Raw genomic sequence first — 23,579 nt, 5'->3', positions numbered from 1 at the left:
AGGGCGCGCCCGTCAGGTCACGGCGCCGAGCGGCCAGGGGACGAATTCGTTGTCGCCGTAATCGTAGCCCTCGCTTAAGGAGCGCTCGCCCGAGGCGACCGCGATGATCCGCTCGAAGATGCGCTCGCCCGCCGCCTCGATCGTGTCGGTGCCGGTGACGATGCCCCCGCAATCGATGTCCATGTCCTCCTCCATGTGGCTGTACATCTCGGAGTTGGTGGCGATCTTGATGCAGGGCGCCGGCTTGAAGCCGGAGACCGAGCCGCGGCCGGTGGTGAAGCAGATGACGTTGCAGCCCCCCGCGACCTGCCCCGTCACCGCCACCGGATCGTAGCCGGGCGTGTCCATGAACACGAAGCCGGTGCGGTCGATCGGCTCGGCATACTCGTAGACCGCCTCCAGCGGCATGGTCCCGCCCTTGGCGACCGCACCGAGCGACTTCTCCAGGATCGTGGTGAGGCCGCCGGCCTTGTTGCCGTGGGAGGGGTTGTTGTTCAGCTCCGCCCCGTGGCGGGCGGTGTAGTCGCGCCACCAGTCGATGCGCTCGACGAGCTTCGAAGCCACGGCGGGATCGACGGCCCGGCGGGTGAGCAGGTGCTCGGCCCCGTAGACCTCCGGGGTCTCGGACAGGACCGCCGTGCCGCCGTGCCGCACCAGCAGGTCGGCGGCGTGGCCGAGGGCGGGATTGGCCGAGATGCCCGAGTAGCCGTCCGAGCCGCCGCACTGGAGGGCGAGGCGAAGGCCCGACAGCGGCACGGTCTCGCGCTCCACCGCGTTCACGGCGTCGAGCATGCCGCGGATCGCTTGCGCTGCCGCCTCCACCGTCTTGCGGGTGCCGCCCATGCCCTGGATCGTCATGGTGCGCAGGAACGGCCCCTCGGCGAGGCGCGACTCCTCCATCAGCTTGCCGATGTGGTTGGTCTCGCAGCCGAGCCCGATGATCAGGATGCCGCCGAAGTTCGGGTTGCGGGCGTAGCCGGACAGCGTGCGCGCCAGGAACCGGTAGCCCTCGGTGGCGGTGTTGAGGGCGCAGCCGCCCCCGTGGGTCAGCGCCACCACCCCGTCGACGTTCGGGTGATTGGCCAGCCCGGTGCGGTTCATCAGGTCGGCGGTCGCCTTGGCGACGGTGGCCGAGCAGTTCACCGAGGTGAGGATGCCGATGTAGTTGCGGGTGCCGATGGCGCCGTTCGGCCGGCGGTAGCCCCGGAAGGTCCGGCGCTCGGCCTCGGGCAGCAGCGGCGTCGCCCGCGCGTCGGCGCAGAACTCGTGCGCCACGGCGCCGTCGCGCATCGCCATGTTGTGCAGGTGGATGTGCTCGCCCGGCGCGATCTCCCGGGTCGCGTAGCCGATGAGCTGCCCGTACTTCGTCACCGGCGCCCCCGCGGCGATCTCCGCGATCGCCACCTTGTGCCCGCTCGGGACCCCCTCCCCCAGGGCCGCGACCCCGAAGCCGGTCTCCGCCCCCGGCGCGATGCGGGAGCGGGCGACGGCGACGTTGTCGGCCGGGTTGAGACGGATGGCGGGGGCGCTGTCGGGCGCGGTCGGCATGGTGTGTCCTCCGGGCCGCCCCGGGGCCCCCGGCGGGATCCGGTGGGCGGCGCGGCGGCTTATTGGCTATTGCGTGCAATGTTCAATCATGTTAGCCGTCGAGAAGTCAAGAGCGCCGAAGGGCGCCGCTGCCCGAGGAAACACAGTCGTCGCGCCGTTTTGATCGGCCGGTGAACGCCATCCATCGGCACATTCCAGCATATCACCGCGACGATGCACGGCATCGCTCGAGGGCCGACCTTGGGGACGGGCGATGCGTTTGTGTGGGAGAGAGCCGGGGACCGCGCATGTCGTATGAGTTCGACTTCGCGTTTCTCGACGAATACGGACCCGAACTGCTGCGCGGCGTGTGGCTGACGCTCGGCATGACCGCGGCCTCGGTCCTCCCCGGCTTCCTGCTCGGCACCCTCTGCGCCGTCGGGCGCCTGTACGGGCCGCCCTGGGTGCGGCGGGTCGCGATCGTCTACGTCGAGGCGATCCGCAACACGCCGCTCGTCATCCAGGTGTTCTGGCTGTTCTTCGGGCTCGCCGTGCTGCAGGTGCGCATCGGCGCCTTCCCGGCCGCGGTGCTCGCCCTGGTGATCAACGTCGGCGCCTACACCGCCGAGATCATGCGCGCCGGCTTCGAGTCGATCCCCAAGGGGCAGGTCGAGGCGGCCTCCTGCCTCGCGCTCACCCGAAGCCAGGTGATCTGGGGCGTCCAGCTCCCGCAGGCGGTGGAGCGGGTCTACCCGGCGCTGGTCAGCCAGTTCGTGCTGATGATGCTCGCGACCTCGATCATGTCGCAGATCTCGGCGGAGGAACTGACCGGGGTCGCCTACCAGATCCAGGCCTTCACCTTCCGCGGCTTCGAGGTCTACCTCGTGATCGCCGGGATCTACGTCGCGCTGGCCGCCGCCCTGCGGCTCGTGCTGCTCGGCTGCGCGACCGTGGCCTTCCCGCGGCGCCGCCGCCTCGGCACCCCGCTCTGAGGAGGCCGGCATGCCCGACGTGACCTGGCTCGGTCTCACCTGGGATCAACTGCTCTTCATCTTCCGCGGCGCCGGCTGGACGCTGGTGCTGTCGCTGCTGGGCTTCCTCGGCGGCACGCTGGTCGGCCTGCCGCTGGCGCTCGCCCGGGCCAAGCGGAAGGGGGGCGCCGGCTCCTGGCTGCTGCGCCACGGGGCGGGGGCCTACGTCGCCCTGGTGCAGGGCGTGCCGCTGCCGGTGATCATGTTCGTGGTCTATTTCGGCGTCAGCATCGGCGGCTTCGAGGTGCCGGCGCTGGCCGCGGCCGGCCTCGCCATGACCCTGTGGTCGGGCGCCTATCTCGGCGAGATCTGGCGGGGCTGCATCCAGGCGGTGCCGCGCACCCAGTGGGAGGCGGCCGAGTGCCTCGCGCTCAGCCCCCTCCAGCGCTTCGTCCACGTGATCCTGCCGCAGGCGCTGCGCATCGCCGTGCCGCCGACCGTCGGCTTCCTGGTGCAGATCGTCAAGAACACGTCCTACTCGGTCGTGATCGGCTTCTTCGACCTGACCTACTCGGCCAAGGTCATCAACAACGCCACCTACAAGCCGTTTCAGGTCTTCACCATCGCGGCGCTGATCTACTTCGCGATCTGCTACCCGATGTCGGTGATGAGCCGGCGGTTCGAGGCGCGGATGCGCCGGGCCTGACGGAGTGAACGAGATGGACGCGACGCTCATCGCCGACGCCCCGGCGGCCGCGACGGACCGGGAGACCATGGTCCGCTTCGAGGACGTGCGGAAGGCGTTCGGCACGGTCGAGGTGCTGCGCGGCATCTCGCTGGAGGTCCACCGAGGGGACGTGACCGTGCTGATCGGCCGCTCCGGCTCGGGCAAGAGCACGGCTCTGCGCTGCATCAACGGCCTGGAGACGATCAACGGCGGCCGGCTCACCGTCTGCGGGCGCAAGCTGCACGAGCCGGGCGTGGACCTGCGGGCGCTGCGCCAGGAGGTCGGCATCGTCTTCCAGAGCTACAACCTGTTCCCGCACCTCACCGCGGCGCAGAACGTGATGCTCGCCCCGCGCAAGGTGAAGCGGATCGGTATCCGCGAGGCGCGGGAGCTTGCCCGCGAGGTGCTCGCCCAGGTCGGGCTCGCCGACAAGGCCGAGGCCTACCCCGAGCAGCTCTCGGGCGGCCAGCAGCAGCGCGTCGCCATCGCCCGCTCGCTCGCCATGCACCCGCGCCTGATCCTGTTCGACGAGGTGACCTCGGCGCTCGATCCCGAGCTGACCGGCGAGGTGCTGCGCGTCATCGAGCGGCTGGCGCAGGGCGGCATGACCATGGTGCTCGTCACCCACGAGATGGGCTTCGCCCGCTCGGTCGCCGACCAGCTCGTGTTCATGCACCAGGGCACCGTCTGGGAGGCCGGATCCGGCGACATCCTGCGCGACCCGCAAACGCCCGAGCTGCGCCAGTTCGTCGGCAACGGGCTCTGAGACGACCCACCCCCAACGAGAGCCGCCCTGCGAGGCGGCCGGACACCCACCCACGGAGGAATCCATGTTCCGCACACGCACCACCCGCCGCCTCGCCCTCGCCGCCGGGCTCATGGCCCTGCTGCCCGCCGCCGCCCAGGCCGCCGACGCCCTCGACGCGATCCGCCAGCGCGGCAAGATCCTCGTGGCGATCGACGTGAGCCACCCGCCCTACGGCATGCTCGACGGCAAGGCCCAGGAGACCGGCTCCGACGTCGACACCGCCCGCCTGCTCGCCAAGGACCTCGGCGTCGGGCTGGAGATCGTGCCGGTCTCGGGCGCCAACCGGGTGCCGTTCCTGCTCTCGGGCAAGGCCGACATCGTGATCGCCTCGTTCTCGATCACCGAGGAGCGCAAGCGCGTCGTCGACTACTCGAAGCCCTACGGCGTGATCCCCGTGGTGATCGCCGCCCCGGAGAGCGAGAAGATCGAGAAGCCCGAGGATCTGGCCGGCAAGTCGGTCGCCGTCGCCCGCGGCACCACCGCCGACATCGAGCTGACCAAGGCGCTCAAGCCCGTGTCGGGCGCCACCATCGTGCGCTACGAGGACGAGGCGACCACCAACACCGCGGTCGCCACCGGCCAGCAGGCGATCCTGGCCGCCGCGCTGTCCACCGCCAACAGCGTCCGCGACGCCAACCCGGGCAAGAAGCTCGCGGTGAAGATCACGATGAACGCCTACCCGATGGCGGTCGGCCTGCGGAAGAAGGATCCGGAGCTGAAGGCCTGGGTCGACGGCTGGGTCGATACCAACCTGAAGAACGGCAAGCTCAACGAGATCTACCAGAAGTACTTTGGGCAGTCGCTGCCGGCCGAGATGACCCATTGATTTTTTTGAGGTCCGGTACTTGAGTGCAGGGCGGCGGCGCGTATCTGCTGCGCCGTCCGCCCATGGGCCGTGCAGGTTCGCATGACCCGCGCGATCTCCCTCTCCCGCAGAGGGGAGGGGGGAATTGCGCCGGCCCCTCGCGACGCCGCCGTGTCTCGCAGCGTTCCGCATCAGCCGCCCAACGCCCGAACGGGAGCCCGCATGACCTCCGCCCCCCGCCCCTACCGGGGCGTCTTCCCCGTCGCCCCCACCGTGTTCGACGCCTCCGGCGCCCTCGACCTCGACGGCCAGCGCCGGGCGATCGACTTCATGATCGATGCCGGTTCCCACGGCCTGTGCATCCTCGCGAACTTCTCGGAGCAGTTCGTGCTCACCGACGACGAGCGCGAGCGCGTGATGCACGCGGTGCTGGAGCACGTGGCCGGCCGCGTGCCGGTGATCGTCACCACCACCCACTTCGCCACCCATATCTGCGCCGAGCGCTCGCGGCGGGCGCAGGACGCCGGGGCGGCGATGGTGATGATCATGCCGCCCTATCACGGCGCCACCATCCGCGTGCCGGAGGTCGGCATCTACGACTTCTTCCGCGCGGTCTCGGACGCGATTCAAATCCCGATCATGATCCAGGACGCGCCGGTGGCCGGCACGCCGCTCTCGGCCGGCTTCCTCGCGCGCATGGCCCGGGAGATCGAGCACGTCAGCTACTTCAAGATCGAGACCGCCGGGGCGGCGGCCAAGCTCCGCGAGCTGATCGCCCAGGGCGGGCCGGGCGTCGAGGGGCCCTGGGACGGCGAGGAGGCGATCACCCTGCTGGCCGACCTCGACGCCGGGGCCACCGGCGCCATGACCGGCGGCGCCTACCCGGACGGCATCCGCCGGATCACCGACGCCTACTTCGCCGGGAACCGCGAGGCGGCGATGGAGGCCTACGGGCGCTGGCTGCCGCTGATCAATTACGAGAACCGGCAGTGCGGGCTGCTCGCCTGCAAGGCGCTGATGCGGGAGGGCGGCGTCATCGCCCACGAGACCGCCCGGGCGCCGATCCAGCCCCTGCACCCGGACACCCGCGCCGGCCTGATCGAGATCGCCCGCCGGCTCGACCCCCTGGTCCTGCGCTGGGGCCGCTGAGGAGATCCGCCATGTCCCCGACCGGCTTGAGTCCAAAAGAAATCCTGCCCGCGGACGGGTGCCGCGGGGCGCTGGTCGGCCGCGTGTGGCGGCCGGACGCCGGGGGGCCGAGCGTCGTCGCCCTGCGCGCGGGCGCGGACGGCGCGGCGCGGGTGATCGACATCACCGCGCGCTTCGCCACCGTCAGCGACCTGTGCGAGGCGGACGACCCCGCCGCGGCCCTCCGCGCGGCCGAGGGCGAGGATCTGGGCGGCCTCGACGCGGTGCTCGCCAACACCCCGCCGGACACGCGCGACGCGACCCGGCCGTGGCTGCTGGCGCCGGCCGACCTCCAGGCGCTCAAGGCGGCGGGCGTCACCTTCGCGACCTCGATGCTGGAGCGGGTGATCGAGGAGCGGGCGCGGGGCGACTTCGCCGCAGCCGCCGCGATCCGGGCGGAGATCGAGCGCCTCGTCGGCGCCGACCTGCGCCGCCTCAAGCCCGGCTCGGCCGAGGCCGCCGCCCTCAAGGACGTGCTGGTCGCCCAGGGCGCCTGGAGCCAGTACCTCGAAGTCGGCATCGGCCCGGACGCCGAGATCTTCACCAAGAGCCAGCCGATGTCGGCGGTGGGCTGCGGCATGGATGCCGGGCTGCACCCGGAATCCCGCTGGAACAACCCCGAGCCGGAAGTGGCCCTGGCGGTCAGCGCATCGCAGAGAATCGTCGGGGCGACGCTCGCCAACGACGTGAACCTGCGCGACTTCGAGGGGCGCTCGGCGCTGCTCCTCGGCAAGGCCAAGGACAACAACGCCTCCTGCGCGCTCGGGCCGTTCCTGCGCCTGTTCGACGACACCTTCTCGCTGGACACCGTCCGGCGCACCACCGTGAGCCTGGAGGTCGTGGGCGACGACGGCTTCACGATGGCCGGCACCTCGCCGCTCTCCGAGATCAGCCGCGATCCGGAGGACTTGGTGGCGGCGCTGATGGGGCGCACCCACGCCTACCCGGACGGCGCCCTGCTCATGCTCGGCACGATGTTCGCCCCGGTGCAGGACCGGCACGGGCCGGGCCTCGGCTTCACCCACGCCGAGGGCGACCGGGTGACGATCGCGAGCCCGGAGCTGGGGCGCCTCGTCAACCGCATGCGCCCCTGCGACGCCTGCGAGCCCTGGACGTTCGGGGCGCGGGCGCTGATGCGCAACCTCGCCGCGCGCGGGTTTTTGTGACAGACCGGCGTGCCCAACCGGACCACAGGCCGATGACCGACGCCGCGCAGACCGCATTCCTGGATCGCCTCCGCGGCCTCGTCGGCGCCTCCGGCGTCGTGACCGGGGAGGAGCTGCGCGGCCGGCCGGCGAGCTGGACGCGGCCGGCCGAGCCCTGCGCCGCCCTCGCCCTGGTGCGGCCCCGCGACACCGCCGAGACCAGCGCGGTGATGGCCGCCTGCGCCGAGGCCGGGGTCTCGGTGGTGCCCCGCGGCGGCGCCACCGGCCTCGTCGACGGCATCCTCTGCGCGCCGGACCAGATCACCCTCTCCACCGAGCGGATGACCGGGATCGAGCCGGTCGATCCCCTGGCGATGACGGTGGTGGCGGGCACCGGCGCCACCGTCGAGGCGGTGCAGGGGGCGGCGCGCGCCGCCGGCCTGTTCTTCCCCCTCGACCTGGGCGCCCGCGGCTCGGCCACCGTCGGCGGCACGATCTCGACCAATGCCGGCGGCCTGCGGGTGCTGCGCTACGGCATGATGCGCGAGATGGTGCTGGGGCTGGAGGCGGTGCTCGCCGACGGCACGGTGGTGTCCTCGATGCGCCCGCTCATCAAGAACAACACCGGCCTCGACCTCAAGCAGCTCTTCGTCGGCACGGAAGGCACGCTCGGCCTCGTCACCCGCGCGGTGCTGCGCCTGCGCCCGGAGCCCGCGGGCTACGTCACGGCGCTGATCGCCTGCCCCGGGGTCGACGACGGCGCCCGGGTGCTGCGGGCCGCGCAGGCCGCGTTCCAGGGCCGGGTCTCCTCGTTCGAGGGCCTGTGGCCGGACTTCTACCGGCTGATGACCAAGCCCGGCCGGGAGACCCCGCCCCTGCCCCAGGACTACCCGTTCTACGCGATCATCGAGGTGGAGTGCGTGCCGGAAGAGGCCGAGCGCTTCCACGACCTCCTCGACGGGCTGATGACCGCGGGCACGGTGCTCGACGCGGCGCTCGCCTCCTCCGAGGAGCAGCGGCAGGCGATGTGGCGGATCCGCGACCGGGTCGAGCACATGAACGCGGACGGCATCCACCGCGCCTTCGACGTGAGCGTGCCGCTCGCCAGGATGGACGCCTACGTGACCGGCGCGCTCGCCCGCCTCGCCGCGATCCCCGACTGCCGGGCGGTGGTCTACGGCCATATCGGCGACAACAACCTGCACTGGAACACCACCCGCCTCGATGCCGCCGGCAACACCGCGATCGACGCGGCGATCTACGAGCCGCTGGCCGAGCTCAACGGCTCGGTCTCCGCCGAGCACGGGATCGGCCTGGAGAAGCGCGGCAAGCTCGGGCTGTCGCGCTCGGGCGCGGAGATCGCGGCCATGCGCTTGGTGAAGCGGGCGCTGGATCCGGACAACCGCCTCAACCCCGGCAAGATTTTTTGATTTTTTGGGGGTTCCGGACGCGCGGCTACGGGCTCGGGGGGGGGGGGGGGGGGGGGGGGGGGGGGGGGGGCGGCGCCCCCCGCCCCCCCCCCCCCCCCCCCCCCCCCCCCCCCCCCCCCCCCGCGCCAGCGGCAGGTAGGTCGGCATGCAGTAGGGCGAGAACGCCACCGCCGCCACCGTGCAGGCCGAGAAGCGCAGCGCCGGGGAGCGCCGCCGCAGCAGGACCAGGGCGAGCATCGGCGCGGCGACGCTGCACGCGAGCAGGTAGGCGGCGGCGGGCGGCGGCAGCGGGCCGGACGGTTCCGGCCAGCCCGTCGCCCAGAGCAGCCTGAGCGGCAGCATCGACAGCGACAGGTTGGGCAGGGCGATCGTGCCCTGGCTCAGCACCGGCGGCACGGTCCGGAGCCAGTCGAGATAGGCCGGCACCCCGACCCGCCACGCGCCGAAGCCCAGGATCGCGAGGCTCACCGCGGCCATCACCGCCCAGGCGCGCCGGCCCTCGCCCCAGGCGGCGGCGAGGGCGAACCACGCGAGGTACGGCTTGACCGAGGCGGCCACCGTCAGCGCCGCCGCCCGGAGCCTCGGGCTGACCAGGGCGAGGCCGAACAGCGCCCACAGGACCGGCTCGACGTTGCCGTAGCCCATCGTCGTCGTCGTCCCGGGCAGGGCGATCAGCAGGTTGTTGGCGATCAGGAAGCCGCGGGGGCTCAAGCGTCCCTCGGCGAGCGTGGCGAGGCAGGCGGCGTAGATCCAGGCGCTCACGAGCGCTGCGAGCGTGAACACCTTCATGAACGCCGGCAGCCCGTAGCCGGCGAGCGGCGCCAGGGCGGCGGCGAAGTGCGGCGGGTAGAGGAACCACTCCTGGAGGAAGCGGACGTAGCCGGCCTCGGTCTGCGGGTAGCCCGCCCAGTAGGGCGTGGCGGGGCCGATCCCGGGATGGGCCGTGTAGAGCGGCGCCCCCGAAGCCGCCCGTTCGGCGGCGTAGAAGTAGACCGGCGAGTCCCGCCGCAGGTCGTCGCGCGCGAGCGTCTCCGGCAGCCACCAACCGAGCTGGAGCGCCAGCGCCAGGACGCCGAGCGCCGTCAGGATCGGCGGCAGCGCCCGCGATGTCGCCGGAACTCGGATGGGCATCGCGGGGTCTGCGCCGTATGAGCGCCCTGCACGGCGCGTCGCGGCGATGCTACGGCCGGATCGGTAAGGACGCGTGAACGCGGCCGGGCGAGGCGTCGGGATCGGGGATGACGGTCAGGCTGGTGGTGCGCCTCACCCCGCGCGGCGGTCGCGACGCGGCGGACGGGTGGGCCCGCGACGCGGCCGGCCTGCCCTACCTGAAGGCGCGGGTGGCCGCGCCGCCGGTCGACGGGGCGGCCAACGACGCCCTGCGCAGGCTCGTCGCCAAGGCCCTGCGGGTCGGGGCCGGCGCGGTGCGGATCGTCTCAGGCGACCAGGGCCGCCTCAAGCACCTGGAGATCGACGGGATCAAGCCCGCCGACCTCGACCGCGCTTTCGGCCGACCGGACTGATCCAAAAAGCCTCGCCTCGCAGCGCGGATCGATCAGTTGGCCGCAGGATCCCCGCTCCGCATCAGCCAGTTCTCGACGGTGAGACCGGGCACGCGCCGGAATTCATCGCCGTTGTCGGTCACGAGATGCATGTCGAGCGCGAGGCATTGCGCGGCGATCAGCATGTCGTTGGGGCCGATCAACCGGCCGCTCCGTTCGAGTTCCGCCCGGATCTCGCCGTAGCGGAGGTCGGCCGGCGGAGCGAGCGGGAGGATCGGGATCGTCCCGAGCACCGCCTCGACGCGCTCGGCCAGCGCCCGCGATCCCTTCTTCGCGACGCCGTAGCGGATCTCGGCGGCGACGACGACGCTGGTGTGCACGCGACCCGTCAAACCTGCGAGGACGTTGCGGATCGCGCTGTCCCGGCCGCGATTGATCAGATCCGACAGGATGTTCGTGTCGAGGATGTAGTGCGCCGCCCCGCTCACAGGTGGACGGGCTCGATGTCGAGATCCTGCACGTCTTCCAGGGCATCCTCCGGCCCGAGTGGGGCCAGGGTGGCCAGCAGGGCGTCGAGTTCTCGTCTGGGCCGGAGCAGGAGAGAGCCGTCCGGCAGGCGCACGATCGTCACCTCGTCGCCGGGCAACTCGAAATCCTTGGGGATGCGGACCGCTTGGCTGCGGTTGTTCATGAACAGGCTGGCGGTGCGCTCCACGAGGGCCTCCCGGGCATATGTCGAAACATATGCCCTGTCGCAGAACGGTGCAATCCGCGCCCGAAGGCGGGCCGGCGCTAGAACGCGACCTTGTCGCCGCCCTTCAAGTCGAGCATCTCGCGGGCTTCGTCCGGGGTGGCGACCGCGAGCCCCAGCCCCTCGATGATGCTCCGCACCCGGCGCACCTGCGCGGCGTTGGTCTGGGCCAAGCGGCCCGGCCCGTCCCACAGGCTGTCCTCCAGCCCGACGCGGACGTTGCCGCCCATCGCCGCCGCCATCGCCGCGATCGTCATCTGGTTGCGGCCCGCGCCCAGTACCGACCAGCGGTACTGATCGCCGAACAGCCGGTCGGCGGTGCGCTTCATGTGCATCACATCGTCCGGGTGGGCGCCGATGCCGCCCTGGAGCCCGAACACCGTCTGGATGAACAGCGGCGCCTTCACCAGCCCGCGGTCGAAAAAGTATTTCAGGTTGTAGAGATGCGCGGTGTCGTAGCACTCGAACTCGAACCGGGTCCCGTTCGGGGCGCAGGTCGTGAGGATGTGCTCGATCTGGCCGAAGGTGTTGCGGAAGATGATGTCCTTGTTGCCGAGGTAGTCCCGCTCCCACTGGTGCTTCAGATCCTTGAAGCGGTCGAGCATGCCGAACAGGCCGAAGTTCATCGAGCCGAGGTTGAGCGAGGCGACCTCCGGCTGGAAGGTCGCGGCGGGGCGCACCCGCTCCTCGATCGTCATGGTCGGCGCGCCGCCGGTGGTGAGGTTCACCACGCAGTTCGAGCGCTGCTTGATCACCGGCAGGAAGCGACTGAACGCCTCCGGCGACTGGTCCGGCCGGCCGTCGCCGGGATCGCGGGCGTGCAGGTGGACGATCGCCGCCCCGGCCTCCGCCGCGCCGATCGCCGCGTCGGCGATCTCCTCCGGGCTCACCGGCAGGTGCGGCGACATGCTCGGCGTGTGGATCGCCCCCGTCACCGCGCAGGTGATGATGACTTTTCTCTGGGTCGCCATGCTCAGTCCTTCTGTTGGGCCTTGTGGGCGCGCAGGGCCGCGAGCCGCGCGTCGCGGCGGCGCATGCGGGCGGGCAGGTCCGCCGGGGCCTGCCACCGCTCGAGGATCGTCTCGACCGCCGGCGCCTCGTAGACCGACGGCGCCGGCGGCTCGGCGGCGAGCCGCTTGTAGAACCCGGTGTAGCGGGCGCAGTAATCCGCGATACCCCCCGGGGCGTTCAGCTCGATCGTCTCGAACGGCCCCATGAAGCTCCAGCGCAGGCCGAGCCCGTCCGCGACCGTGCGGTCGAGATCCTGCGGGGTGACGTAGCCCTCGGAGGCGAGCCGGAACGCCTCGGCCAGGAGCGCCCCCTGGAGGCGGTTGAGGATGAAGCCCTCCACCTCCTTCAGCACCGTGATCGGCACCTGCCCGATCGCTTCGTACACGGCTCGCGCCCGGATCAGGGCCTCCGGATCGGTCCAGGGCGCGCCGGAGATCTCCACCAGCGGGATCAGGTGCGGCGGGTTGACGGGATGGCCGATCAGGCAGCGCCCGCGCCCCGGCAGGTCCTTCGTGAACAGCGAGCAGCGGATCGCCGAGGAGGACGAGGCGATCACCGCGCCCTTCGGCGTCCCCGCGTCGAGTTCGGCGAACAGGACGCGCTTGACCTCGAGCCGTTCCGGCCCGTTCTCCTGGACGAAGGTCGCGCCGTCGAGCGCCTCCGCGAGGTTTCCAGCCGCCCGGATGCGGCCGGCCGCCGCGGCGGGATCCGGGCACAGCCCGTGCGCGGCCAGCGTCTCCAGGCCCTCGGCGCAGAGCGGCACGGCGGCCTGCGCCACCCCCGCGGCGGCGTCGTGCAGGCGCACGTCCCAGCCCGCGCGGGCGAAGATCATCGCCCAGGCCCGGCCGATCAGGCCGGAACCGACGATCGCGACGGATTCGGTCATGGATGACTCCGATTGATGCATGCTGCCGACCCCGCCCGCTTGCATCCCTTGACGCTGCCAACGCACCCCCGCTCCCCTCTGCGGGAGAGGGTGGCGCCCGAAGGGCGTCGGGTGAGGGGAGCGACGGTGCAGAAGGTAGCGGACGGCATCGACCGCGAAGACCTCTCCTGAAGCCGCGCTCCCCTCTCCCGACCCGGCCTGACGCGAGGAGCGCCTTCTTGGCCACCCTCCCCCGCAGAGGGGGGAGGGAGCGTGCGCGCGGCAGCCGGTCCATCTCGCCGGTCCGGCGCGGGATTCACAACCAAAGCACCTTGCGCCGCAACTCCTGATCCTCGCGCAGGTCGCGCGACGCGCCGGTCCACTGCACCGCGCCGCGCTCCAGCGCCACGGTCCGGTCGGACAGCGCCAGCGCGAGGTCGAGGTGGTGGTCGACGATGATGATGGCGATCTCCCGCCGCAACCGGTCGAAGGCCTCGAACAACTCCTCCGTGACGGCGGGCGACAGGCCCTCGAACGGCTCGTCGAGGAGCAAGAGGCGGGTGTCGCCGGAGAGCGCGCGCGCCACCGCCACCATCTGCTGCTCGCCCCCCGAGAGCCGGGCCGCGTCGACGCTCCAGCGCTCCTTCAGGCGCGGGAAGACCGTCCGCACGCGCTCCTCGTCCCAGTGCATCCCCGCCCCCGTGCGGCGGCGCAGGCGGCCGAGGCCGAGATTCTCGGCGACGCTCATCCCCGCGAACAGGGCGCGGCCCTGGGGCACGTAGGCGACGCCGAGCCGGGCGATCCGGTCGGGGGTGAGGCCGGCGATGTCCCGGTCCCCCAGCGCGATCCGGCCCGAGGCCGGGGCTGCGATGCCGATCAGCGTCTTGAGCAGGGTCGACTTGCCGGCGCCGTTGCGGCCGAGCAGGGCCACCACCTCGCCCCGGCGCACGTCGAGGGAGACGTTGTTGAGGATGTGCGACTTGCCGTAGAAGGTGTTCACCCCCTCCATCGTCAGCAGGGATTCCGGCGCGGCGGCGCTCGCCCGGGGCTTCGCTGCGATCGCCGCGGTGCCGGAGCCGAGATAGACCGCCTGCACCCGGGCGTCGTCGCGGGCGTCCGCCACGCTGCCGTCGACCAGCACCGCCCCGTCGGCCATCACCGTCACCCGGTCGGCCAGCCGGAACACCCGGTCGATGTCGTGCTCGACGAGCAGCACCGGGATGTCGGCCGACAGCGCCTTGATCAGGTCGCCGACCCGCTCGCGCTCGGCCGCGGCGAGCCCCGCCAGCGGCTCGTCGAGGAGCAGCACCCGCGGCCGGGTGGCGAGCGCCAGCCCCATGTCGAGGAGCCGCTGCCCGCCGTAGGACAGGCTGCCGGCCTCCGCCCGCTCGATCCCCGCGAGCCCGGTCCAGCGCAGCAGCTCGGCGGTGTCGTCGCGGATCTCGGCCACGCCGAGCGCGTCCCGCCACGGGCTGAAATGGCTCGGGTGCCGCGCCTGCACCGCGAGCCGGATGTTCTCCTCCACCGACAGGCCGGGGAACAGGTTGGTGATCTGGAACGAGCGCCCGACCCCCGCGCGGGTGATCGCGAACGGCTCCAGCCCACCGATCTCGCGCCCGTCGAGCAGCACCTTGCCGCCGTCCGGCCGGTACAGGCCCGAGAGCAGGTTGAAGGCCGAGGTCTTGCCCGCGCCGTTCGGGCCGATCAGCGCGTGCAGCGTCCGGTCGGCCACCGCGAAGGATACGCCCCGCACCGCCGCCACCGCCCCGAATTTTTTTTGGATATTTTCCGCTACGAGAACGGGGCCGGCGGTCGAGCCCTCGGCGATGAAGCGCGGCGGCACCCGGCCCGAGGCGCCGGCCCGGCGCGCCGACATCGCCGCGCCCTCGCTCGGGACCTTGCGGAACGGCTTCAGCAGCCGCGCGCCGATCCCGACCAGCCCGTCCGGCGAGAACACGATGAAGGCGACGAACAGGAGGCCGAAATACAGCAGCCAGTCGCTGGTGTAGATCGACAGGAACTCGCGGAACAGGATGTAGAACAGCGCCCCGATCGCCGGTCCGAGGAACGAGCGCATGCCGCCGATCACGGTCATGGCCAGCAACTCGCCCGAGAAGGCGACGGCGATCGGGTCGGCCGAGGCGAAACGGTGGTTGTAGGCGGCCAAGCCCCCGGCGAGGCCGGTGATGGTCGCCGAGAGCACGAAGGCGGCGAGCTTGTAGCGGTTGGTGGCGTAGCCCAGGAAGCCGGCCCGCCCCTCGTTCTCGCGGATCGCCACCAGCACCGTGCCCATCGGCGAGCGGCGGAAGCGCCAGAGGCCGAACAGGACGAGGGCCGCGATGCCGGCGACCGCCGCGTAGAAGGCCATCGGCGCGTCGAGGAACGCCCAGCGCCGCACGCCGCCGATGCCGTTCTCGCCCCCGGTCATGTCGGTCCAGCGGAAGGCGATCGAGTAGAGCATCGCGGTGACCGCGAGCGTCAGCAGCGAGAAGTAGACGCCGCGCCGCCGCAGGATCAGCCCGCCCGCGACGAGGGCGCTGAGTGCGGTGATCGCCAGCGCGCCGACGAGCGGCAGCGCCATGTCGCCCGGCACGAACCGCGTCTGGAGGATCGCCACCGCGTAGGCGCCGATCCCGAACCACGCCCCGTGGCCGAACGAGGTCAGCCCGGTCCAGCCGACGAGGATGTTGAGGCCGAGCACGGCCAGCGCCAGGATCACCACGTCGGTGGCGGTGACGAGCGTCAGGCCGATCGCGTCGAGGGCGAAGGGCAGCGCCACCAGGGCGGCGAGCGCCGCCCAGAGCTGGCAGCTCTCGCGCAGGATGGCGCCGCGCTGGGGCGCGGCCAGCGGCAGGGGTTCCGCGGTTCCGGACATGGGGCGCTCCGCGCTATTCGAACCGGGCGATGTGCTCGCCGAACAGGCCGCGCGGGCGGGCGAGCAGCACCAGCACCATCAGGGCGTAGACGGCGGCCTCGGTGGCCGGCGGGTAGGCGTAGGCGGTCAGGCCCCGCACCACGCCGACGATGAGGGCGGCGAGCACCACCCCCCAGAACGAGCCGAGCCCGCCGATCACCACCACCACGAAGGCGAAGGTCAGGATCTCGGCGCCCATCGCCGGCTGCACGCCGGTGACCGGCGCCATCATCGTGCCGGCGAGCGCGGCGAGCCCCACCGCGATCGTCACCACCGCGGTCATGTAGGGCCGCAGCGAGATGCCGAGCGCGGCCACCATGTCGGGGTTCTGGACGCCCGCCCGCACCACGCGGCCGAAGCTGGTGCGGGTGAGCAGCAGCCACAGGCCGAACACGCAGGCGAGGGCGACGGCGAGGATCGCCAGCCGGTAGCGCGAGTAGATCAGGTCGCCGACGAACACCTGCCCGCGCAGCCAGGGCGGGATGCCGAACGGCAGTGGCGCCGCGCCGAAGATCATGCGCAGGGCCTGCTCGGCCACCATCGCGAGGCCGAAGGTCAGGAGCAGCCCCAGCGCCGGGTCGCCCCGGTAGAAGCGCCGCAGCAGGAACCGCTCGATGACGAGGCCGAGCAGCGCCACGAGGAGCGGCGAGGCGACGAGCGCCCCGCCGAAGCCGATCGTCGGCGCCACCGCCACCGTCAGGTAGGCGCCGATGGCGTAGAACGCCCCGTGGGCGAGGTTGACGATCCCGCCCAGGCTGAAGATCAGCGACAGGCCGAGCGCGATCAGCAGGTACTGGACCCCGATCAGGAGGCCGTTGAGCACCTGCTCCAGGATGAAGACGAGCTGCACGGGCGCACCCTCACGACGGGAAGGTGCAGGCGTTCTCGTCGCGGGTGGTGGCCAGCACCTCCAGGCTCTCGTTCGGGCCGGGCATCGGCCCGGTCGAGGTGTAGATGTCGTAGGGGTTCTTGATCTTGTCGGCCGGAAGCGCCGTGATCGCGTACATCTCCTGCATCAGCTCGTGGTCCCAGGCGCGGAAGTAGCCCTCGCGGGACTTGTAGATGTCGAACTTGGCGCCGCCTTCGAGGTACTCGACGACCTTCATCGAGTCGGTCGACTTGAGCGTGTTCATCGACTGGGCGACGATCTTGGTGGCGGTGTAGTCGCCCCAGGCCTGGTTCTCGGGCGGGCGCTTGTACTTGGCCTTGAAGGCCGCGACGAATTTCTGGGCGCTGGGCGACTCGATCAGCGGGTGCCAGACGATCGGCCACGTGCCGAGGAAGTTGCCGGGGCCGGCGCCCCAGGCGAGCGCGAGGTCGAAGCCGAAGCCCGCGACCGGGAAGGGCAGCCCGAACTCGCTGTACTGCTTGAGGAAGTTGGTGATCTGCGCGCCCGCGAGGTTGCAGATCACCACGTCCGGCCGCGCCTGCCGGACCTTGAGCAGGAACGGCGAGAAGTCGGTGAGCTCGGTGGGGATCAGGTCCTCGCCCGCCACCGTGGCGCCGTTGGCGGCGAAGAACTTCTTGGCCTGCTTCAGGAGGTCGTGGCCGAAGGCGTAGTCGGCGGTCAGCGCGTAGACCTTCTTGTCCTTGATCAGGCCCTTGTCGAGCAGCGCCCGGCCGCAGGCGCGCACCATCATCGTGTTCTGCGCCTCGACATGGAACATGAAGCGCTTGCAGTCGGCGCCGCGCAGCGCATCCGAGTTGGCGCCGGTGTTGACGAACAGGATTTGGTTGCGCTGCGCGACCTGGGAGATGGCGAGCGCCGAGGCCGAGTTGATCTCGCCGATCAGGCAGGCGACGCGGTCGCGCTGGATCATGCGCTCGGCCTTGGCCGAGGCCGTCTGCGGGTTGACGCTGTCCTCGGCCAGCAGCTCGACCTTGCGGCCGTCGATGCCGCCCGCCGCGTTGATCTCCTCGACCGCGAGCTGCGCGGCCTGCTGGGCGAACTCGCCGAGCGGCCCGAGGAAGCCGGTGCGCGGCGTCAGGTGGCCGATGCGGATCACGTCCGACTGCCCCTGCGACAGGGCGGGGCTCGCCAGCGCCGGCACCAGCAGCGCCGCGCCGCCGGCCTTCAACAGGCCCCGGCGCGAGATCGAATCGTCGGAACGGCCCCCGGAACGGTCCATGGTTCGCCTCTCTCTGGTCGCGTTTCCCCAGCCGGGCCCTTGAGGATGGGCTCTGCGGCCCGCCCGAACTGTGATCACACATCACTAGCGCGATAGTGCCGTTGTCGTCTAGGCTCGGCACATGAATTCATCCCCGGCGCTCGCCGACCTGCCCCAGATCGAACGCCGGACGCTGGCCGAGACCGCCTACGACGCCCTGTCGGACCTGCTGGCCTCGGGCCGCCTCGTCCCCGGCGACCGGCTGTCCCTGCGCCAGAGCGCGGCGGCGCTCGGGGTCTCGGTGATGCCGGTGCGGGAGGCGGTGAGCCGGCTCGTCGCCGACGGCGCGCTGGAGGTCGCCCCGAACCGGGCGATCCGGGTGCCGGTGCTGACCGTGGCGGAGTTCCGGGCGCTCGCCGAGACGCGCATGGCGGTGGAGGGGCTGGCCGCGGCGCGCAGCGCCGAGCGCCGCGATGCGGCGGAGCTGGCCGCCATCCGCCGGGCCGAGGCGGCGTTCCGGGCGGCCGCCGCGGCGCCGCGGCCCGACGGGGCGCGGGCGGTGGCGCTCAACCGCGACCTGCACTTCGCGGTCTACGCCGCCTGCGGCCTGCCGCCGCTGCGCGAGATCATCGCCCGGCTGTGGCTCAAGGCCGGGCCGATGATCAACCTCGACCTGCGCGCCCATCCGGAGCGGATCGTCGGGGGCTGCGCGATCCGCCGCCACGCCGAGATGCTCGCCGCGATCGAGGCGTGCGACGGCCCCGCGGCGGCGGCGGCGCTGGCGGCCGATATCGGCGACGCGGCCGAGTTCATCCTGTCCCGCGGCCGGCTGCGGGAGACGTGAGGCCCCGCCCGTCCGTCCGCGGGGAGACTCGGCACAAAAAGAGAGCGGGACGGCTCGCGCCGTCCCGCTCGAGAGTGGCCCTATCGGCCGAGGAAGATCGAAGCCAGTCGCTGGAGCAGGCCCCGCGGTGCGGGCGGAGGCTCGCTCTGCCCAGGACCGTCCCCGATCTAAGCGTTCGCGGCGAAGGGGTGCTGGGCCGAGTTGCGCTGCTCGGTGACGACGGAGGCCTTCGGCTCGCCGTTCACGGCGCGCTGGATCGACAGCTTTGTCGCCTCGTAGTTGTACTTCTGGATCTTGGCGTCGTCGGCCGCCTCCCAGTGGATGAACACGCCGACCAGGATGTACAGGTCGTCGGCCTCGTCCGCCGGGATGATGCCCTCGGCGACGCAGTCCTGCACCGCCTTCGCGACGCCGTGCTGGGCCGGGCCGAACATCTGGACGGCCTGACGGGCGTCGTTGATGGTGACCTTGTTGAACATCAGGGTGTTCGGCTTGCACGGCAGGTTCGGCGCGATGACCGCGAGCAGGCTGGTGAAGCCGTGCTTGTTGTTCACGAGGCCGTTGCAGAAGGCCGTCTCGGCGGGCGAGCCGCGCGGTCCGATGATCAGGTCGATGTGGGCGACTTCGTTGCCGTCGCCGACGAGGGCCTCGCCGACCTGAACCTTGGTGATCTTCGCCATTCGGTGTCTCTCCCTGGATTCCGATGAGAAGGCTGCGGCGCCGGGGGGCCGCTGCCAGGAAGCCATCCTTGTTATCGGCGCTCGGCCGCCCGCGCGTGCGGGCCGGGCCGAGCCGGTTCGGCCGGACAGCGGGGCGGACCCTACAGTGGGCCCCTGGTTGTCACAAGCCGCCCGGAGCCCTGTGATTGAGGAATTCCTCTGAGCCGGAACCCCGTTCTGGATCAACGTTTCGCGCGGTTCAGCCGAGCCCCGCCCCGGCCGCGGCCAGCGCGTCCCAGAACAGGGTCGCGACGGTGAAATCGGCGCTCGTGCCGGGGTTGATCCCCCGCGCCTTCAGGTCGGCGTCGAGGGCCATCAGCGGCGCGACCGGCCGGGCCGCGAGGTCGAGGCCGGCGAGCCGGGTCTCGGCCTCCCGGCGCAGGGCCTCGGCCGCCTCGGCCCCGTGCTTGCGCGCGACGTGGCTGTCCGGCACGGCCCGCAGATAGGCGAGGTGGACCGCGCTCGCGCACCACGCCGGGTCGAGGCCGAGCGCCCGGGCGGCGGCGAGCGCCGGCAGGCCGATCTGCGCGATGTCGGCGAAGGCGGTGACGTAGGCGCGGGCGATGCGGTCGCGCGGGGCCGCCTCCGCCATCGCGGCGCGGAGGGAGGCGGGCGCGGGGCCGGCCACGTCGTGCCGGTCCGCCCCGCCGAGCCCGCCGGGACTGGCGAGGCGGATCGCGGCGAACACCGCCTCGGAATCGTCCGGGCCGAGCCCGGCCAGGGTGTCCGCCACGGTGGCGCCGGCCTCGGCCGCCGCGGCCTGCGGCGCGCAGAGCAGCAGGATGCCGAGATTGGTGTTCTGGCCGACCGCCGCCCGCGTCGCCGCGACGCCGTCGCGGACCCGGGCGCCGACGCCGGCCCCCGCCCGGGCCAGCGCCGGGGCGGAGGCGTCGGCGCTGGCGACGAAGTCGGCCACCGCCATGCGGTGGCCGGGGGCGTAGGCGTGGACGTTGCCGGGCTTCAGCGCGTCGAGCTCGGCGAGGCAGGCGGCCCGGTAGAGCGTGGCGATCAGGCCGGGCGCAAGGGGAATCATCGCCCGCTCATGCCACGACGAGCCGGGGCGTGCGCGACGCCCGCACGGCGGCGAGGAAGCCGCGCACCACGGTGGCGGCGATGTCGGCCTCGCACACGGTCTGCAACCCGGACCACGCCGGCATGGAGTTCACCTCCAGCACCGAGAACCCCCCCTCCCCGTCCTCGACGAGGTCGACCCCGGAATAGGCGACCCCGACCGCGGCGGCGGCCGCCTCGGCGAGTTCCGCCGCGGCCCGCGGCATCGCCCAGGGGAGCGGGCGCCCGCCCCGGTGGACGTTGGTGATCCAGCCGTCGCCCTCGCGGATCATGCCGGCGACCGCCCGTCCGTCGCAGACGAACACCCGGTAGTCGCGCCACAGCCCGTCCCGGCGGGGGACGTAGCGCTGAAGGTAGTAGACCCGCGCCACCGCCTCCTCGTCGGGGAGGTCCTCGGGGCGCTCGATCAGCGCCAGCCCCTCCCCCTGCGAGCCGAACAGCGGCTTGAGGACGAGCGGCGCGCCGGGCCGGGCCTCGCGGGCGGCGATGGCGGCGGCGGCCTCGCGCTTCGAGACCACCCAGGTCTGGGGCGTCGGCAGGCCCGCGCGGGCGACGAGCAGCGAGGTCGCGGCCTTGTCCACCGAGCGCTCGATCCCGGTCGGCGCGTTCCAGACGACGCAGCCCGCGGCCACCAGCGCGTGCAGCACGCCGAGGCGCAGCGTCGTCGCCTCGAAGGTGCCGCCGGCGATGGTGCGCAGCAGGACCCCGTCCGGCAGGCCGCCGTCGCATCCCGGCACCCGCAGCGGCTCGCCGCCGCCGGTGGCGACGGTGACGTCGGCGAGCGAGAACAGCACCGGCTCGACGCCCTGCGCGCGGAGCGCCGCCAGGAGCCGGGCCTTGTGCCAGTTGCCGTTGTCGGCCGCGAGGGCGATGCGCATGGTGCTTTTTGGGAGCGGCGCGGGGTGTCCTTCCCCGCAAAGGCTACGCTGCTCGTCGTCGATCGGGCGCCTCGTCCGCCGACGCGCCTCTCCTCCCCCTTGCGGGGAGGGGAACGCGTGATGTTTCGACCGTCTTCCCTGTCTGGCCGTCGTGGCTCTACGCGAACGACGCGTCCACGAGGCTCGGCTCCAGCCGTCCGCCCCGGAAGGTCGCGCCGGTGCGCACCGAGGTGACGATCGCCTCGGCTGGGGAGAACAGCGCCCCGTCGATCTTGTAGAAGTCGCCGTTCACCCGGGCGAAAATCTCGGCGAAGGGGGCGCCGTGGTCGCTCGACGTGGCGGAGGGGAGCTGCTCGGCGAGCTGCTTGGCGTCGGCGTCGTCGGCATCGACGAAGAGCTGCACCCGGCCGCCGTAGATGATTGCGTCGTTGGTCCGGCCCATCGCCTTGATGAAGTCCGGGTGCTGCGGCGAGAGCGGCGCCGAGCCGATCCCGTCGAGGATCGCGTGCAGGTCGAAGCCGACCGTGTGGGCCTTGTGGAGCGCCACCTCCAGCACGCGGGCCACCACCTGCGTGGCGCCGGCGAGGCTCTGGGTCGGGGCGTAGATGAAGGTCAGGTCCTCCGGCCGCAGCCCCGCGGCTTCCGCCACCTTGGCGACGACGCTGTCCGGCGGGCCGCCGGCCGCCTCCAGCACCAGCGCCGTGCGGGCGGCGGTGTCGCGGTAGCCGAGTTCGCCGTAGAGATCCTCCACCGCGGCCACCGCCCGGCCGGGGCCGGAGCCCAGGGCGAAGAAGCCGGAATCGCCGGTCTCGTCGGCGAGGCTCCAGCCGGCATACTGGCTGCCGAGGCAGGCGAGCACGGGGTCGGCCGCGTGGACCGTGACCGTGTAGGGCCAGGTCGGGATCGGCCCGGTCGGGGCGATCGTCACCGTGCCGAGGCCGCCGAGGCAGATCTCGGCGATGCGCCGGCCCGCCTCGATCGAGCCCCGGGTATTGGCGCCGGCATCGACCATCCGCGCCCCGCCCTCGGCCTGGGTGACGGCGAGCCGCAGGGCGGCGGCGTCGGCGACGAGGCGCTCGACCAGGGGGGCGCTGAGCGCGTTGACGCTCGGGTAGTCGCGGGTCTCGGTCGGCGGGGCGCTCGTCATGGGGCGTCTTCCTCTTTGTCAGTGAGCTGTGGCGCGGGCGAGCGCGGCTTCGAGCCGGGCCGTGCGGTCATCGAGGGCGGCGCGCGCGGCGCCCCCGTCCTTGCCGGTGGCGAGCACCGTGCAGAGCGGGGCGTCCCGCCGCACCGTCGAGCCGGGGCGCGGGCGGTCGCGGGCGTAGTCCGGCCACGCGAGCGCCGGGACGGGCGCGTGGTCGCCGCCCGCGTAACAGATCCGTGAGGCCGCCGCATCCACCGGCGCCGCCCCGATCTCCGGCGTCCCGCCGAGGCAGGCCGCGACGTGGGCGGCGAAGAGCGGCGCCCCGCGCCGGTCGAGCACGTCGAGGGTGGCGCCGGGGCGGGGATTGATCTCCGTGAGCCGCCAGCCGGCGTCGTCGGCCAGGACATCGGCGCTCGCGAGACCCCGCAGGCCCGTCGCCGCGGCGATCTTTTCCGCGGCTTCCACGATCGCGGCCGTGATCGCGGCCGGCAGCGCCGGGGGCTCGGCGGCGGTCGGGGCCAGCGCGCCGCCGTAGCGGAACGGACGGATCGGCGAGGGCGCGCACCACTGCTCGGTGAGCGCCAGCGGCCGAATGCCGTTCCGCTCGGCCAGGAAGTTCAGGGCGCAGGGCCGGCCCGGGGCGCGCGCCTGTAAGTAATGTCCCGGCGGCGCCTGCCCCCGCCCCGCGGCGCGGATATGGCCGCCGCCGCTGCCGCCGGCCCGCTTGAGGAGCCAGTTCTCCGGATCCGGCACCGGTCCAACGGAGACGGCCGGGTGCGGCACGCCGAGCCGGGCGCAGAGCGCGGCGAACGCCAGGGGATCCTTCAGCGCGGCGATCGTCTCGGGGCCCGCTCCGATCAGCCGGTGGCGCGCGCCGATCGCGGCGACGAGCGTGGGCGCGTCCTCGAAGCCGCTGCCGAGCACGAGGCCGAGGCAGCGGCCGGCGCCGTCCACCAGCGCGTCGAGGGCGGCGAGCACCGCGTCCGCCGCGAGCCCCGCGCCGAGCCGTCCGGGCAGCGGCCGGTAGGCGTCGGCCAGCTCCAGGGTGTCGCTGTCGCCGAACAGGTCGGCGACGCGGGGCGCGAGCCCTGCGCGCCGCGCCGCCTCGGCCAGGGCGCGGCCGGACTGGGCCGCGATCAGCACCGTCTCCGCCACGCGGGCCCTCCGCCGA

The 23,579-nt window shown here is 72.7% G+C and carries 22 protein-coding genes and 1 pseudogene; 9 read left to right on the top strand and 14 right to left on the bottom strand.

Annotation, left to right across the window (positions count from 1 at the left end; translation table 11 throughout):
* Positions 1-12 precede the first annotated feature (12 nt).
* Positions 13-1,548, bottom strand: coding sequence for a UxaA family hydrolase (locus Q8W71_RS06685; protein ID WP_305524555.1), 1,536 nt, complete (start codon positions 1,546-1,548; stop codon positions 13-15).
* A 287-nt stretch (positions 1,549-1,835) separates the two neighbouring features.
* Here Q8W71_RS06685 and Q8W71_RS06680 point away from each other — a divergent pair, with 287 nt between their 5' ends.
* The 7 genes from Q8W71_RS06680 (at position 1,836) to Q8W71_RS06650 (ending at position 8,601) form a co-directional block, all read left to right on the top strand.
* A complete protein-coding gene (locus Q8W71_RS06680) occupies positions 1,836-2,519 on the top strand; it encodes an amino acid ABC transporter permease (protein WP_305524554.1) in 684 nt (227 codons plus the stop codon).
* Positions 2,520-2,529: 10 nt separating this feature from the next.
* On the top strand, positions 2,530-3,204 hold the full coding sequence (locus tag Q8W71_RS06675) for an amino acid ABC transporter permease (protein ID WP_305524553.1): 675 nt from the start codon (positions 2,530-2,532) through the stop codon (positions 3,202-3,204).
* 13 nt (positions 3,205-3,217) lie between these two features.
* Entirely contained in the window at positions 3,218-3,991 is a 774-nt protein-coding gene (locus Q8W71_RS06670; protein ID WP_370875349.1) for an amino acid ABC transporter ATP-binding protein, read from the top strand.
* A gap of 64 nt (positions 3,992-4,055) precedes the next feature.
* Complete coding sequence (locus tag Q8W71_RS06665) at positions 4,056-4,859, top strand: transporter substrate-binding domain-containing protein (RefSeq protein WP_305524552.1); 804 nt, start codon at positions 4,056-4,058, stop codon at positions 4,857-4,859.
* 201 nt (positions 4,860-5,060) lie between these two features.
* Entirely contained in the window at positions 5,061-5,987 is a 927-nt protein-coding gene (locus Q8W71_RS06660; protein WP_305524551.1) for a dihydrodipicolinate synthase family protein, read from the top strand.
* Between the two features lie 11 nt (positions 5,988-5,998).
* The gene (locus tag Q8W71_RS06655; RefSeq protein ID WP_305524550.1) at positions 5,999-7,192 is read left to right on the top strand and encodes a fumarylacetoacetate hydrolase family protein; all 1,194 of its coding nucleotides are present in this window, start codon (positions 5,999-6,001) and stop codon (positions 7,190-7,192) included.
* 32 nt (positions 7,193-7,224) lie between these two features.
* A complete protein-coding gene (locus tag Q8W71_RS06650; RefSeq protein WP_305524549.1) occupies positions 7,225-8,601 on the top strand; it encodes an FAD-binding oxidoreductase in 1,377 nt (458 codons plus the stop codon).
* 165 nt (positions 8,602-8,766) lie between these two features.
* On the opposite strand, the pseudogene Q8W71_RS32890 reads toward Q8W71_RS06650, so the two are convergent.
* Positions 8,767-9,732 (bottom strand): annotated as a pseudogene (locus Q8W71_RS32890) (glycosyltransferase family 87 protein); the annotation flags it as partial.
* Positions 9,733-9,839: 107 nt separating this feature from the next.
* On the opposite strand from Q8W71_RS32890, the gene Q8W71_RS06645 reads away from it, so the two are divergent.
* Entirely contained in the window at positions 9,840-10,124 is a 285-nt protein-coding gene (locus Q8W71_RS06645) for a DUF167 family protein (protein ID WP_305524548.1), read from the top strand.
* A 32-nt stretch (positions 10,125-10,156) separates the two neighbouring features.
* Here the strand turns inward: Q8W71_RS06645 and Q8W71_RS06640 are convergent, their stop codons facing one another.
* From Q8W71_RS06640 to Q8W71_RS06610, 7 genes are all read right to left on the bottom strand, one after another.
* Positions 10,157-10,591 carry a type II toxin-antitoxin system VapC family toxin gene (locus tag Q8W71_RS06640; RefSeq protein WP_305524547.1) on the bottom strand — a complete coding sequence of 145 codons (435 nt, stop codon included), beginning with the start codon at positions 10,589-10,591 and terminating at the stop codon, positions 10,157-10,159.
* The gene (locus tag Q8W71_RS06635; RefSeq protein ID WP_305524648.1) at positions 10,588-10,794 is read right to left on the bottom strand and encodes an antitoxin; all 207 of its coding nucleotides are present in this window, start codon (positions 10,792-10,794) and stop codon (positions 10,588-10,590) included. Before Q8W71_RS06635 ends, Q8W71_RS06640 begins: the two co-directional genes overlap by 4 nt.
* Before the next feature lie 101 nt (positions 10,795-10,895).
* Positions 10,896-11,825 carry a beta-keto acid cleavage family enzyme gene (locus Q8W71_RS06630; RefSeq protein WP_305524546.1) on the bottom strand — a complete coding sequence of 310 codons (930 nt, stop codon included), beginning with the start codon at positions 11,823-11,825 and terminating at the stop codon, positions 10,896-10,898.
* Positions 11,826-11,827: 2 nt separating this feature from the next.
* Positions 11,828-12,751 carry a 3-hydroxyacyl-CoA dehydrogenase gene (locus Q8W71_RS06625; RefSeq protein ID WP_305524545.1) on the bottom strand — a complete coding sequence of 308 codons (924 nt, stop codon included), beginning with the start codon at positions 12,749-12,751 and terminating at the stop codon, positions 11,828-11,830.
* Between the two features lie 295 nt (positions 12,752-13,046).
* Positions 13,047-15,605, bottom strand: a complete 2,559-nt coding sequence (locus Q8W71_RS06620; RefSeq protein ID WP_305524544.1) for a branched-chain amino acid ABC transporter ATP-binding protein/permease — start codon at positions 15,603-15,605, stop codon at positions 13,047-13,049.
* A gap of 13 nt (positions 15,606-15,618) precedes the next feature.
* On the bottom strand, positions 15,619-16,494 hold the full coding sequence (locus Q8W71_RS06615; protein ID WP_305524543.1) for a branched-chain amino acid ABC transporter permease: 876 nt from the start codon (positions 16,492-16,494) through the stop codon (positions 15,619-15,621).
* 10 nt (positions 16,495-16,504) lie between these two features.
* Positions 16,505-17,773, bottom strand: a complete 1,269-nt coding sequence (locus Q8W71_RS06610; protein ID WP_305524542.1) for an ABC transporter substrate-binding protein — start codon at positions 17,771-17,773, stop codon at positions 16,505-16,507.
* Between the two features lie 121 nt (positions 17,774-17,894).
* Between Q8W71_RS06610 and Q8W71_RS06605 the strand changes: the two genes are divergently transcribed.
* The gene (locus Q8W71_RS06605; RefSeq protein WP_305524541.1) at positions 17,895-18,596 is read left to right on the top strand and encodes a GntR family transcriptional regulator; all 702 of its coding nucleotides are present in this window, start codon (positions 17,895-17,897) and stop codon (positions 18,594-18,596) included.
* 167 nt (positions 18,597-18,763) lie between these two features.
* Here the strand turns inward: Q8W71_RS06605 and fae are convergent, their stop codons facing one another.
* The 5 genes from fae to Q8W71_RS06580 form a co-directional block, all read right to left on the bottom strand.
* A complete protein-coding gene (fae, locus tag Q8W71_RS06600; protein ID WP_305524540.1) occupies positions 18,764-19,276 on the bottom strand; it encodes a 5,6,7,8-tetrahydromethanopterin hydro-lyase in 513 nt (170 codons plus the stop codon).
* A gap of 238 nt (positions 19,277-19,514) precedes the next feature.
* Positions 19,515-20,348, bottom strand: a complete 834-nt coding sequence (locus Q8W71_RS06595; protein ID WP_305524539.1) for a triphosphoribosyl-dephospho-CoA synthase — start codon at positions 20,346-20,348, stop codon at positions 19,515-19,517.
* 7 nt (positions 20,349-20,355) lie between these two features.
* A complete protein-coding gene (locus Q8W71_RS06590; protein WP_305524538.1) occupies positions 20,356-21,264 on the bottom strand; it encodes an ATP-grasp domain-containing protein in 909 nt (302 codons plus the stop codon).
* A 157-nt stretch (positions 21,265-21,421) separates the two neighbouring features.
* Positions 21,422-22,411, bottom strand: a complete 990-nt coding sequence (mch, locus tag Q8W71_RS06585) for a methenyltetrahydromethanopterin cyclohydrolase (protein ID WP_305524537.1) — start codon at positions 22,409-22,411, stop codon at positions 21,422-21,424.
* An 18-nt stretch (positions 22,412-22,429) separates the two neighbouring features.
* Entirely contained in the window at positions 22,430-23,563 is a 1,134-nt protein-coding gene (locus tag Q8W71_RS06580) for an ATP-grasp domain-containing protein (protein WP_305524536.1), read from the bottom strand.
* Positions 23,564-23,579: the final 16 nt, after the last annotated feature.

This window comes from Methylobacterium amylolyticum (assembly GCF_030700245.1).
Taxonomy (GTDB): Bacteria; Pseudomonadota; Alphaproteobacteria; order Rhizobiales; family Beijerinckiaceae; genus Methylobacterium.
Note: the sequence above shows the minus strand (reverse complement) of the source record. Positions and strands in the feature narration are given on the sequence as shown.